12 protein-coding genes are annotated in these 11,826 nt (G+C 70.4%); 6 read left to right on the forward strand and 6 right to left on the reverse strand.

Annotation, left to right across the window (positions count from 1 at the left end; translation table 11 throughout):
* From FNH08_RS31315 to FNH08_RS31325, 3 genes are all read right to left on the reverse strand, one after another.
* On the reverse strand, positions 1 to 493 hold a 493-nt coding region (locus FNH08_RS31315), incomplete at its 3' end, for a hypothetical protein (RefSeq protein WP_152774897.1).
* Positions 494 to 628: 135 nt separating this feature from the next.
* Positions 629 to 3,073: a dolichyl-phosphate beta-glucosyltransferase gene (locus FNH08_RS31320; RefSeq protein WP_152774898.1), complete on the reverse strand. Its 2,445-nt coding sequence runs from the start codon at positions 3,071 to 3,073 to the stop codon at positions 629 to 631.
* The gene (locus FNH08_RS31325) at positions 3,070 to 3,774 is read right to left on the reverse strand and encodes a GntR family transcriptional regulator (RefSeq protein ID WP_152774899.1); all 705 of its coding nucleotides are present in this window, start codon (positions 3,772 to 3,774) and stop codon (positions 3,070 to 3,072) included. Before FNH08_RS31325 ends, FNH08_RS31320 begins: the two co-directional genes overlap by 4 nt.
* A 196-nt stretch (positions 3,775 to 3,970) precedes the next feature.
* On the opposite strand from FNH08_RS31325, the gene FNH08_RS53660 reads away from it, so the two are divergent.
* Positions 3,971 to 4,654, forward strand: coding sequence for a helix-turn-helix transcriptional regulator (locus FNH08_RS53660; protein ID WP_194238676.1), 684 nt, complete (start codon positions 3,971 to 3,973; stop codon positions 4,652 to 4,654).
* A gap of 131 nt (positions 4,655 to 4,785) precedes the next feature.
* Here the strand turns inward: FNH08_RS53660 and FNH08_RS31335 are convergent, their stop codons facing one another.
* The 3 genes from FNH08_RS31335 to FNH08_RS31345 all read right to left on the reverse strand — a co-directional run bounded on the left by FNH08_RS31335 (position 4,786) and on the right by FNH08_RS31345 (position 7,934).
* Positions 4,786 to 5,583, reverse strand: coding sequence for a hypothetical protein (locus tag FNH08_RS31335; protein ID WP_152774901.1), 798 nt, complete (start codon positions 5,581 to 5,583; stop codon positions 4,786 to 4,788).
* Positions 5,584 to 5,635: 52 nt separating this feature from the next.
* A complete protein-coding gene (locus tag FNH08_RS31340) occupies positions 5,636 to 6,349 on the reverse strand; it encodes a hypothetical protein (RefSeq protein WP_152774902.1) in 714 nt (237 codons plus the stop codon).
* Positions 6,350 to 6,578: 229 nt separating this feature from the next.
* Entirely contained in the window at positions 6,579 to 7,934 is a 1,356-nt protein-coding gene (locus tag FNH08_RS31345) for an aspartate aminotransferase family protein (protein WP_152774903.1), read from the reverse strand.
* A 183-nt stretch (positions 7,935 to 8,117) separates the two neighbouring features.
* Between FNH08_RS31345 and FNH08_RS31350 the strand changes: the two genes are divergently transcribed.
* The 5 genes from FNH08_RS31350 to FNH08_RS31370 all read left to right on the forward strand — a co-directional run bounded on the left by FNH08_RS31350 (position 8,118) and on the right by FNH08_RS31370 (position 11,663).
* Positions 8,118 to 8,744: a DJ-1/PfpI family protein gene (locus FNH08_RS31350; protein ID WP_152774904.1), complete on the forward strand. Its 627-nt coding sequence runs from the start codon at positions 8,118 to 8,120 to the stop codon at positions 8,742 to 8,744.
* Entirely contained in the window at positions 8,741 to 9,217 is a 477-nt protein-coding gene (locus tag FNH08_RS31355) for a MarR family winged helix-turn-helix transcriptional regulator (protein WP_322725821.1), read from the forward strand. The genes FNH08_RS31350 and FNH08_RS31355 overlap by 4 nt, the downstream gene beginning before the upstream one ends.
* Positions 9,218 to 9,485: 268 nt before the next feature.
* Complete coding sequence (locus FNH08_RS31360; RefSeq protein WP_152774905.1) at positions 9,486 to 10,238, forward strand: hypothetical protein; 753 nt, start codon at positions 9,486 to 9,488, stop codon at positions 10,236 to 10,238.
* An 87-nt stretch (positions 10,239 to 10,325) separates the two neighbouring features.
* Positions 10,326 to 10,859, forward strand: coding sequence for an RNA polymerase sigma factor (locus tag FNH08_RS31365; protein ID WP_152774906.1), 534 nt, complete (start codon positions 10,326 to 10,328; stop codon positions 10,857 to 10,859).
* A 12-nt stretch (positions 10,860 to 10,871) separates the two neighbouring features.
* Positions 10,872 to 11,663, forward strand: a complete 792-nt coding sequence (locus tag FNH08_RS31370; RefSeq protein ID WP_152774907.1) for a hypothetical protein — start codon at positions 10,872 to 10,874, stop codon at positions 11,661 to 11,663.
* Positions 11,664 to 11,826: the final 163 nt, after the last annotated feature.

Here is an 11,826-nt window from a genome sequence, read left to right on the forward strand (position 1 = left end):
GGACCGGTGGGTTCGCCGGGTCGATGCCGATCGAGGGGGCCACGAGCTCCAGCTCTCTCAGCAGGGTCTGGGAGGAGCCCAGGGGGCCGCCTCCGGCCAGCAGCTCGTCGTTGGCGAGGGGGTGCGGGAAGTCCACGGGCACGTACGCGCCCGCGTGGTCGTAGTGCCAGACCAGGTGCGACTGCTGGGCCGTCGTCTCGAACATCTCCAGGAGCTGTTCGTAGTCGCCGCCCAGTTCGTCCACCGGCGTCACCGCGAGCTGGCAGACCTGGAGCAGGTACGCCCGCCGCAGGAAGTGCAGCGCGTCGTAGTCGAAGCCCGCGACCGGGGCCACGTCACCGGTCAGGCCCGGCATGTACTGGTACACCGGCACCGGCGGCAGCCCGGCCTCACCGAGCACCTTGTTGTAGAGCGCGAGTTCCTCGGCGAAGGGGTTGTCGGGGGTGTGGCACAACACGTCTACGAGCGGGACCAGCCACAGGTCACAAGCCAACAGAGAGCTCCTCGCGTAACGGACGGCAACGTCAACAGCAACGGCAACACGCAATTCGGTGCACAGTGGTCAGGGAAGCGTAATCGGTGGGGGCGGCTTCGGTCCCTCTTGTGTCAGCCCCCTTTCGGCTCCCTTTCAGCTCCCTTCGTGCAGGTCCCATACCCACACTCCGCCGACCCACTTACCCGGCCGGCCCACCAGCTTCTCCACGGTCTCGCGCAACTGTGCGTCATAGCCCTGCGGGGCCAGCACGAGCACGCCCGCCTTCCAGTACGCGAAGTCCTTGCGCGCCTGGGCCCGCCACTCGTCGCCGATCTGGGGCACGACACCCGAGTACCGCACGTCGCGCAGAAGGTTCGAGGTGTAGCGGGGCGAGGCGCCGTAGATGCCGATGCGCTCTTCGCCGTACGGGCCGTTGAAGTATCCGCCGGGGATACGGAACCCAAGGTGCGCCGCGGTCTGCCAGTGCAGGGCCTCCGCGTTGCCCGGGTCGGGCAGGGGCACCGGTACGAGGGTCTCACCCTTTCCGACGTACGACTTCCACGTCCCGTCCGCGATGAAGGCCGGTACCTCGGCGCGTTCCACCGACTTCAGCGGGGCGGGGACGATCGGGATCAGGGCGGCGGCCACCGCGGTCAGGCCCACGAACTGGACGCCGATGTGCGGGGACTTCACCAGGGCGTCGATGGCGAGGGCGAGCAGTATGCCCAGCACGGGGGCGCAGATCATGGCCACGCGGCCCTCGATGACCGACTCGAAGAGCGGCTTCTTCGCCAGCAGCGCCCACGGGCCGGGGACCACCGTGTCCGTCAGCGGAATGCGGATCTTCGGGCCCATGGACAGCAGCGCCGCGGCCACGCCCGTGAACGCCAGCGCCTTGACGAGGGTCCGCTCCCACAGACGGATGACGATCGCGAAGGCCAGCGCGGCCAGCGGCCAGCCGTAGAAGGCGTTCTGCTCGGTGGGGTTGAGGGCGAGCGCGCTCGCCGTCTTCTCGTCGCCCGCGACCAGGGAGCGTTCCGCGAAGGAGAGCAGCGCCAGAGGGCTGTTGCCCGCGTTGTCGCCGTGCAGGACGCTCTTGTAGCTCTGCGGGCCGAAGAACTGCCAGGCGAGCGGGAAGGCGACCAGGGGGAGGCACACCAGGGCGGCCAGCCCGAGGCCCTTGAGGAGAGGGCGCCAGGACTCCTTCGCCACGTCCCACCGGGCCACCGCGTACGCCACCGCGAACAGCAGCATGCCCATCGCCGCGAGCAGCAACGGCTCCTCGCCCAGGAAGATCTGATACGTCGCCATCAGGCCGAGCACGATGCCGTCCCGGCGCACCCGGGCGCCCTCGCACAGCCTGAGCGCCCGGTCGATGATCAGCGGCATCATGAACAGGACGACGAAGTTCGGGTGCGCGTTGGCGTGGCTGACCATCGGCGGGGCGAAGGTCGCGAGGGCGGCGCCGACGAAGGCCGCGGCCCGGTGCCGTACGACGCGACGGACGATCAGCCAGTACCAGGCCGTGGCCGTCGCGGTCAGGCCCAGCGTCATCAGCAGGCCGAGCGAGACGGCCGGGCCGAGGGCGAGCGTGATCGGGGTGAGGGGGACCGACAGGCCCAGCATGACCGTGTTGGCCATGAGGTTCACACCGTCGGGGAAGCCCTGGAGGTCGGTGAAGAGCGGGTTGCGGAGGTGGACGACGTTGTCGGCCGTCACCGCGAGGAACCACTCCCACTGGTTCTGGTCCTGGAGGGAGTCCGGCAGGTAGCGGTGGTTGGGGTCGATCCAGCGGCCGGCGTACAGCACCACCGCCATCAGCAGGAACGCGAACACCGCGACGAAGTCGGCGGGGCGGACCGAACGGACCTTCAGGACCGTGAGTTCGGCCAGGACACGCGCGTAGTCGAAAGGGCCGATCTTCGAGCCGGACTGGTGGGCCCAGCGGACCGGGACCTCGGCGACCGGCCAGCCGGAGCGGCGGAAGTGCTGGAGTATCTCGATGTCTATGCCGAAGCCGTTGAGCCGGGACGCGGCGAATGCCTCACGGGCCCGGTCGCCGTCGAACAGCTTGAAGCCGCACTGCGTGTCGCGTATCCCGGGCACCGCGAGGGCGCGTATGAGGAAGTTGCCGGCGCGGCCGAGGGTTTCGCGTAGCGGGTGCTGGTGGCGTTCGATGGTGGCGCCCGGTGTGGCGCGCGAGCCGATCGCGGCCGACTGCCCGTCGGCGAGCGCCTTGTCGAGGTGCTCCAACTCCTCGATGGGGGCGGCCAGATCGGCGTCCGTGACGAGCACGCGCCGCCCGTACGAGGCGCAGACGCCGAGGCGCAGGGCGTTGCCCTTGCCGCGGTTGCGGGGGCTGGTGACGAGCTGGACGCGGGGCTCGTCGGCGGCGGCGGCCTTCACCACGTCCCGGGTGCCGTCGGCGGAGCCGTCGTCGACGACGATGACCTCCCACGTGGTGCCGTCACCGGCCTCGCGGAGGTGGTCCGTGACGGCGTCGAGGGTGGGGCCGAGCCTCTTCTCCTCGTTGTAGGCGGGTATGACGACCGAGAGGTCCACGTCGTGCGCGCCGGCGGGGCGCGTCGCGCCGCTCATCCGGCCGCCAGGCGTTCGACGAGGGCGAGGCAGTGGGCGTTGTGGGCGGCGACGATCTCGTGCGCGGCCTTCGCGTCGCCGCGCGACAGGGCGTCCACGAGCTCCGTGTGACGGGCCCACAGCTGGCCGCGCAGATCGGACAGCCGCTGCAGGTGCTGGACCGCGCACACCCAGGCCTGCACACGCAGCCGGTGCAGGAAGTCCGCGAGGTAGGGGTTGCCGAACAGGTCGCTCAACTCGCGCCAGAACCGCAGGTCGTAGCCGATGAGGACGGTCAGGTCGCCGGCCGTGGCGGCGCGCCGTGCCTCTTCGCCGCGACGGCGCACGGCGGCCAGTACGGCGGCGGTACGGGGACCGGTGTCGTACTCCTTGTCGGCGCGGAAGATGCCGTCGATGACCATGGCGCGGGCCTCGATCATCTCCCGATAGTCGGTCAGGGAGTACTCGTGGACCTGGAATCCGCGGTGCTGCACCGCGTCCAGCAGACCCTGGGCCGACAGGTCGACCAGCGCCTCGCGGACCGGTGTCGCGGAGACGCCGTACTGGTCGGCGATCTCCTTCACCGTGAACTCCTGACCCGGCTGGAGCCGGCCGGCGAGCACCTCGTCGCGGAGCGCGTCCGCGAGCTGCTGTCGCAGGGTGCTGCGGGTCACGGCGCCGTTGCCGTTGCGGCTCGGCGTGGCGCCACCGGTGCCGGGCATGGTCGGGGCCCTCCCCTTTCGTGTGGCGGTACGTACTTTTCTACGAGCACGCCACCTTACGCGTTCGGGTTGTCGCGAGGAGGAATGGTGCGCGGGGTCAGGTCGGCCGTGTCACAGGCGAGTTCTTGAACGCTTGAGCACGGTCGGTGCCGGCCGCGTACTAACAAGTGTCCCCGGCCCGACGGAAGGACAGACAGTGCGAACTTCCAGGCGTCTCATCACGGCTCTGCGCGAGACCGACACCGCCGAGGTGGCACTGGCCTGCAGTATCGACGACCTCACGCACGACGACTGGCTCGACGTCTACCCCTCGGTGTCCGTGTCCGTGACCCGGGTGTCACCCCCGTACGGCGAACTCAGGTCGAGACCGTGGCACGCGATCGTCCTGTGCTGCGAGGAACCGGCCCGGGAACTGGCCCGGTTGATCGACCACGTGGGGCACGTGGTGCCGCCGGTGCTCGTCATCAGCCCCTCCGCCGAGATGAGCCAGGTCGGGGACGCCTTCCGGCTCGGGGCCACCAGCTACCTGGTCGTCGGCGACTTCACCCGCAGCGCGCTGTCGGCGGCCGTCGGCGGCACCCTGCACGGGCACACGCACCTGTCCCCGCGGGCCACCACCATGCTCAAGCAGATCAACTGCGACCGGCAGCCCGCTGAGGAGACGCCCCGGCACTCCCTGTCGCCGCGGGAGAGGGAGATCATGGACCTGCTGGCCACGGGGTTCGGGGCGCTGGAGATCGGCGGGCGGCTGAGCCTGACGGAGAAGACGGTGCGGAACAACCTCAGCAACATCTACGCCAAGTTGGGGGTCCGGGGCAGCACGGAGGCCGTCCTGTTATGGCTCGGGATCACACCGCGGCGGGGGCAGTCGGTGGGGTGACGCACACGGGAGCGGCCCACATGGGAACGGCCCACATGGAACGGCCCTCCGCGCGGGTACGCGCACGGAGGGCCTCCGAGGGCGGGAGGGGGAGGCTCCCTCCCTCGGGCAGGGACGGTTCTACGGGACGACTACTTGGGCTCGAACCCGGCCTCGGACAGCGGCACCTCGACGTCGGTGACGTTGGCGCCGCCCTCCTCGAACCCGGGTTCGGCGCGGACGCTGTTGCCGCTGCCGAGGATGCCGTCGGCCTGCGGGGTGCCGCACTTGACGTTGCGCAGCCAGAGCCGGCCGTCCGGGGTGCCGTTCTTCAACAGCTGCGGATAGAAGACATGGACGGTGGCCGCTCCCTCGCTCGGTGAGAAGAACACCTTCTGGCCGTTCTGCTCCTCCTTGTAGGTGGCCCGGAGGAACCCGCTCACGTCGGTGCGCTTGTGGGACCACATGAAGAAGGCGATGTGGTCGGCCTTCACCGTGTCGCTTCTGCTGAAGGAGAACGAGGACGTGGTGTCGTCACGCTTGATGTTGATCTCCTGCGTGTTGAACTTGAGGCCGATCTCGAAGAACGAGTTCCCCAGCTTCGTACCGCCGTCCACGCCGAAGCCGTTCTCCAGCTGAACGACACGTGTCACGGCCGCGGTGCCGCTGAAGGTCTTCGTCGCCGCGGTGCTGATCCCGCAGTTGTCGGTCACCGTGGTGACGCGTTCGTTGGGGCCGAGGCTGTCGGCCTTGTTCTGGACGTCGACGAACTCGCAGTTCTCCAGCTTGTCCGAGTCCGTACGGCAGTCGTTGGCCACCTCGTCGGGGGTGGCGGCGCCCGCGCTGTACATCAGGGGGACGGCGAGGCCGAGGGCCGCGACCGGCGCCAGGGCGAGGGTGAGGCGCTTCTTCTTGCTCCGGTGGCTTCCGCCGCGGCCGGTGCGTGTCATGGGGTCTCTCCTGTGGGGGATCGTCGTCGGGCGGGAGGTGGGTGCCGGTGCGTCAGCAGTCCTCGAGCACGGGCTTGGTGGTTCCGTCCACGAGCCCGGGCGTGCCCGCGGCCCCCGGCCGGATGACCGGGCCCTCGACGACCTCCTCGGCCTCGAAGTTCTTCTCGGGCGAGCCGGGGATGACGGTGCCCTGCTCGCGGGCGGCGGTATGCACCTTCCAGACGCCGGTCATGCGCTGCATCTTCGGCGTGAACGTCAGGTGCAGCACCTTGCCGACGGGCACTTCCCGCTGCTCCGACTCGGTCGCGGTGGCCGTCTTGATGGTCATGTCCAGCGTGGCCTTGTGCTTGACCCAGGAGCCGTTCAGGGCTCCGAAGAGACCACCGGCGGCGCCCTGCTGGGTCACGGTGTACTTGCCCTGACCCTGCCCGACCGCCTGTGAGTACTCGGTGGTCACCTTCGACGGTTCGGTGGCGTTCGGCTCGCAGTTCGGGAAGTCGACGGTGACCTTCTCCGTGGGGCCGTCGAAGGTCTCGAACTTGGTCTCCACGAAATCACAGGTGTCGGACTCGAAACCGTCTGCGAAGGCGCCGTTGAAATCACTCACCGACTGCTGTTTGCCGTTGAGTTTGGCCGTCCGTTCGCACATCCTCATGATCTGCTCGGGCGTCTTCTCCTCGGCCGCGTTCGCCGACGGCAGCAGGGTGACGACGGCGCCACCGGTGGCGAGGGCACAGCCGATGGCCACGAGGCGGATCTTCTTCATGCGGGGTCTCCCGGAGGGTGGGGGGTCCGTGCGGGTGAGCGCGGGTCGGGTGTTCCCGTCCCGGCCTCCGGGAGTTTCGCCTGAGTAAAGGAGAGGTCAACAGAGTCAAATGTCCCTACCCGCCGGTTCCGAATTCGGCGGGGAACGAGAGAAGGGCACGTGACCTCGTACAACTGTGTTCACAGCACACCGCATGAGCTGGATCACACGGACGGGCGGACCACCCGAACTACTCCGTGTACTGGTCCGCCACCGTCAGCGCCGCGTCCAGGGCGGCGAGGCCCTCCTTCAGCTCGGCCTCCGTGATGGTGCACGGCGGTACGACGTGGGTGCGGTTCATGTTGACGAAGGGCCACAGACCGCGGGCCTTCGCGGCGGCGGCGAACGCGGCCATGGGGGCACTCGCGTCACCGGTCGCGTTGTACGGCACGAGGGGCTCCCGCGTCCGACGGTTTTTCACCAGGTCGAGCGCCCAGAACATGCCGACCCCGCGCACCTCGCCCACGGACGGATGCCGTTCGGCCAGCTCGCGCAGCTCCGGCCCGAGGACGCGCGCCCCGAGATCGGCCGCGTGCTCGACCACGCCCTCCTCGGCCATCACGTTGATGGTGGCGACGGCCGCCGCGCAGGCCAGCGGGTGCCCGGAGTAGGTCAGGCCGCCGGGGTAGGGCCGCCGGGCGAACGTACCGGCGATCTCCTCGGAGACGGCGACGCCGCCGAGCGGTACGTACCCCGAGTTCACGCCCTTCGCGAAGGTCATCAGGTCGGGTACGACGCCGAACAGGTCCGCCGCGAACCACTCACCGGTCCGCCCGAACCCCGCCATGACCTCGTCCAGGACGAAGACGATGCCGTGCCGGTCGCAGATCTCCCGCACTCCGGCCAGGTATCCGGGCGGCGGCACCATGATCCCGGCCGTCCCCGGCACGGTCTCCAGGACGATCGCCGCGACGGTCGCCGGGCCCTCGAAGGCGATGGTGGTCTCCAGGTGCTCCAGCGCCCGCGCGCACTCCTGCTCCTCGGTCTCGGCGTAGAACCGCGACCGGTACAGGAAGGGCGCCCAGAAGTGCACGACCCCCGCCGTCCCGCTGTCGGAGGCCCAACGGCGCGGATCCCCCGTGACGTTGACGGCCTGTTGCGTACCGCCGTGGTACGAGCGGTACGCGGACAGCACCTTGGGGCGCCCGGTGTGCAGCCGGGCCATGCGCAGGGCGTGCTCGACCGCGTCCGCGCCCCCGTTGGTGAAGAAGATCTTGTCCAGGTCACCGGGCGTCCGTTCGGCGATGAGCCGTGCCGCCTCCGACCGCGCCTCGACGGCGAACGCGGGCGCGAAGGTGGTCATGTGCGCGGCCTGCCGCTGGATCGCCTCGACGACCTTCGGGTGCTGGTAGCCGATGTTCGTGAAGACGAGCCCGCTGCTGAAGTCCAGGTAGCGCCTGCCGTCGTAGTCCCAGAAATGGGAACCCTCCGCGCCGGCCACGGCGAGCGGGTCGATCAGGTCCTGCGCGGACCAGGAGTGGAACACGTGCGCACGGTCCGCGGCCTTCACGGCGGCGCCGACCTCGGGATTCGGCTGAGGGGTCATGGCGAGGAGCGTACGAGCCGCGAGGTGAGCCACGACATCGGCGTCCTGTCTGTGGTGTGAACGGGAACGCGACAGTGTGTCGGGCGTGGGCGGTGTGTCGGGCGTGCGGGACCCAGTTCCACAATTTGACAGTATGCTGTCTAACTGACAGCATACTTACATACACTCACCCGAGGAGGAGCCATGAGCGGCACCAGCGGTCGCAAGCCCGTCCACCTCGCCGTCTACGACACGTTCGCCGACTGGGAGACCGGCCACACGACGGCGTACCTGGCCAGGGCCGGGTACGAGGTCGTGACCGTGGGGCCCGGCCCGGAGCCGGTGCGGACCATCGCGGGGGTGCGCATCCAGCCCGACACGACCCTCGGCGAGCTCCACCCCGAGGACAGCTCGCTGCTGATCCTCACGGGCGCGGACCTCTGGGACACCAGTGACGACCTCGCGCCCTTCGCCCGCACGGCCCGCGCCTTCCTCGACGCCGGCGTGCCCGTCGCCGCGATCTGCGGGGCCACCGCCGGGCTCGCCCGCGAGGGCCTGCTGGACGACCGCGCGCACACGAGCGCGGTCTCCTTCTACCTGGCCGCGACCGGGTACGGGGGCGGCGAGCGGTACGTGGAGGCGGACGCGGTCACGGACACCTCGGCGGGCGGCGCCCTCGTCACGGCCGGGCCCACCGAACCCGTCGCCTTCGCCCGGGAGGTCTTCGGCCTCCTCGGCGTGTACGAGGGCGAGGTGCTCGACGCCTGGTACCGCCTGTTCCACGACTCGGACGCGGAGGCGTACGCGGTCCTGGAAGCGGCAGGGCGGTGAGCGACGAGCGCACCGGGGCCCGCGAGCTCCAGGACCTGCTCAGCCGCACCGCGCTCACGGTCTTCCGGCTGAACGGACAGTTCCTCTCCGTGGCCGACGAGCTGGCGCGCCCGGCCGGGCTGACGGCGGCCTGGTGGCAGGTGCTCGGTGCCGTCCTGCGCGAGCCGTTGCCCGTCTCCGGGATCGCGCGCGCGATGGGCATCACCCGGCAGAGCGTCCAGCGCATCGCCGACCTCCTGGTCGACCGCGGCCTCGCCGAGTACCTCCCCAACCCGGCCCACCGCCGCGCCAAGCTCCTCACCCCCACGGCCACCGGCCGCGCCGCGATCGCCGAGATCGACCCGGGCCACGCCACCCTCGCCGACCGCCTCGCCAAGGCCCTGGGGGAGACGGAGTTCGCCGAGACGGCCCGCGTCCTGGAACGGCTGTCGGCGGTACTGGAGGAGATCGGGTCACCTCACGCGGAGCCGTAGGCGGTCTTGGCGAAGTCGGGTGCGGTACCGCGCCCCGTAAGGGGCGCGGGGCTGTATCCATATGCGGCTCCGCCGCGTGGGCGCGACCAGCCCCCACCGGCCCGCAGGTTCACCTCCGAACTGCTGGCGGAGCGCTGAGCGGCGGTGCGGGAGACACCACACCTGTGCGCGGGACACTCGCCTGAACGGCGGCGTTTCGCCGCGCACCCGGTGCGACCGATGACAGCCTGGTGGGGCCATGTCACCGAAAACCCTGTGAGGTGTCCCTATGCCCCTGTCGCCCCGGGCCGGACGGTCGGTTGCCGCCGCGCTGCTGACCACCGGCGCCCTGCTGGGTGCCGCGGTCCCGACCGCCGCCCAGCCCTGCGTGACCGAAGCCTGCGCCCAGCAACGCCCGGACGCGCCGAGGGCCGGTTCGGAGAGCACCGCCGAGCAGGCGAGAGCGATCCCGGTCGCCCGGGCCCGCAGCCTGCCGCTCGGCACGACGGTCACCGTGGAGGGTTCGGTGACCACCCCCTCCGGAGCCTTCGCGTCCAGCTTCGGCGACCAGGGCTTCGGCCTCCAGGACAGGACCGCGGGCATCTACGTCAGCCTGCCGACCGACCTGAAGGCGGCCCCGTACCGGCACGTGCGCGTCACCGGCACGCTGACGGACAAGTCCGGGCTGCTCACCGTGGTACCGGCCGGCCCGTCCGACGTCGAGCTCGGTGACCCGGGCCGGGCGGTGAAACCGCGGTGGGTCAGAACGGCGGCGGTCGGCGAGAGGACCGAGGGGCGGCTCGTCCGGGTCCTCGGCAGGATCACCCAGGCGCCCACGAGCGACCTCCCGTACGGCTACAAGCTCTCCGTCGACGACGGTTCGGGCGAAGTGCTGATCTTCGTCAACGTGGAGACGGGCATCGACGTCTCCGGCCTGAAGCAGGGCGACGTGGTGCGTGTGACCGGCTTCAGCAGCCAGTACGACACCCACTACGAGATCGATCCGCGCGGCCCGCGCGACATCGAGGTCCTCACCTCGTAGCGCGAGAAACGAGAACATCTCGTCCTCACTCCTGTTGCACACGCGTCGGTCCCGGACACGTACGGGCAGAAGCTACGGAAGGAAGCCATGCCCATCGATACCGAGGCCCAGTTCACGGACGTGTACCGGGCGCACTACGAGGACGTGCTGAGGTTCGTGCGCCGGCGTGCCCACCCGATGAACGTCGACGACATCGTCGGAGAGACGTTCCTCACCGCGTGGCGCCGCCGGCGCGAGCTGCCGGCGGACCCGCGGCCCTGGCTGTTCGGCACGGCACGCAAGGTGATGTTGAACGCGAACCGCGGCATGCGCCGGCAGTCCGCGCTCGTGGTGCACATCCAGGAGGCCGGCGAAACGGGCTCCCACGACCGGGCGTTCGACGCCACGGCCCAGGTGGACAGCCGGATGGACCTCGTCGCGGCCTGGAAGGAACTGCCTCCGGCCGACCAGGAGGTCCTCGCGCTGCACGTCTGGGAGGGGCTCGCCGCCAAGGACGCGGCGAAGGTCCTCGGCTGCACCCGCGCCGCCTACGCCATGCGCCTCACCCGCGCGAAACGGCGTCTCGCCGGCCGGCTCACCGCCACGACCACCGCCTCGCCCGCCCTCGCCTCGACGCACTGAACAGGAACCCTCATGAACAACGACCTTCTCTCCCGCCTCGCGGAGCTCGACGCCGCACCGCGCACCGAACCGTCCGCCGCCGAGATCGACCGCGAGGAGCGGCTGCTGCGGACCGTCCTGAGCGACACCGGGAAGCCCGACCGCTCGACCGGCGCCGCGTTCCGCCGCCCCCTCGTGCGGCGGCTGGCGTTCACGACGGCCGGCGCGCTCGCCGCGGGCGCGGCCGTGGTGGCGGTGGCCGTGGCGGGCGGCCTGCTCGGCGGCGGCTCCGGACCGCTGTCCGAGGCACAACTGGCCTCCTGGACCAGCACCCCCCACACCATGAGCACCGCCAGTGGTGAAGGCTCCGAGGTCGAGAAGAAGTGCCTGGAGTTCACCAAGGACTTCGCCGGCGCCGGGGCCCGCCCCGAGATCAGCAACGCGGAGATCCGCGGATCCGTCGGCTCCATGATCGTCACGCGGGCCGGGAACGCCACGTACTGCCTGATGGGGTCGGACGGCTCCGGCACCGGCATGGCCGTCTCCGACGTGGTGAAGCTCCCCGCCGACCAGATCGAGCTGGACACCTACGGCTCCCGGGGCGAGGGCGACGGTCTGCTCAACTACGCGCTCGGATCGGCGGGCTCCGACGTCAAGGAGATCACCCTCCACGACCGCGGGAAGACCATCCACGCCCTGGTGCAGGACGGCCGCTGGACCGCCTGGTGGCCCAAGGGCGACCCCGAGGGCCTGCTGACCGGCACGTTCACCCTCACGTTCAAGGACGGTACGACCCGGACGATGGACGCCTCGAAGGTGGAGTAGCAGGCGGAGCGACCGACGAGGGCCGCCCGAAAGGCGGCCCTCGCGGAGTGAGCAGCAGGCACGGACTGCGCGCCCGTGGAGAAGTACGAGTGACCGTTGTGCGGAAGTACGAGTGACGGTTGTTACTAAACCGTCGAAACCGCCCACCTCGCCTCCCCGGACC

The organism is Streptomyces spongiae (assembly GCF_009377185.1).
Taxonomy (GTDB): Bacteria; Actinomycetota; Actinomycetes; order Streptomycetales; family Streptomycetaceae; genus Streptomyces; species Streptomyces spongiae.

Excerpts from the sequence above, each read along its gene's own strand:
- FNH08_RS31320 (WP_152774898.1), bottom strand. The coding sequence starts at position 3,073 with ATGAGCGGCGCGACGCGCCCCGCCGGCGCGCACGACGTGGACCTCTCG.
- FNH08_RS31325 (WP_152774899.1), bottom strand. The coding sequence starts at position 3,774 with ATGCCCGGCACCGGTGGCGCCACGCCGAGCCGCAACGGCAACGGCGCC.
- FNH08_RS31335 (WP_152774901.1), bottom strand. The coding sequence starts at position 5,583 with ATGACACGCACCGGCCGCGGCGGAAGCCACCGGAGCAAGAAGAAGCGC.
- FNH08_RS31340 (WP_152774902.1), bottom strand. The coding sequence starts at position 6,349 with ATGAAGAAGATCCGCCTCGTGGCCATCGGCTGTGCCCTCGCCACCGGT.
- FNH08_RS31345 (WP_152774903.1), bottom strand. The coding sequence starts at position 7,934 with ATGACCCCTCAGCCGAATCCCGAGGTCGGCGCCGCCGTGAAGGCCGCG.
- FNH08_RS31350 (WP_152774904.1), top strand. The coding sequence starts at position 8,118 with ATGAGCGGCACCAGCGGTCGCAAGCCCGTCCACCTCGCCGTCTACGAC.
- FNH08_RS31360 (WP_152774905.1), top strand. The coding sequence starts at position 9,486 with ATGCCCCTGTCGCCCCGGGCCGGACGGTCGGTTGCCGCCGCGCTGCTG.
- FNH08_RS31365 (WP_152774906.1), top strand. The coding sequence starts at position 10,326 with ATGCCCATCGATACCGAGGCCCAGTTCACGGACGTGTACCGGGCGCAC.
- FNH08_RS31370 (WP_152774907.1), top strand. The coding sequence starts at position 10,872 with ATGAACAACGACCTTCTCTCCCGCCTCGCGGAGCTCGACGCCGCACCG.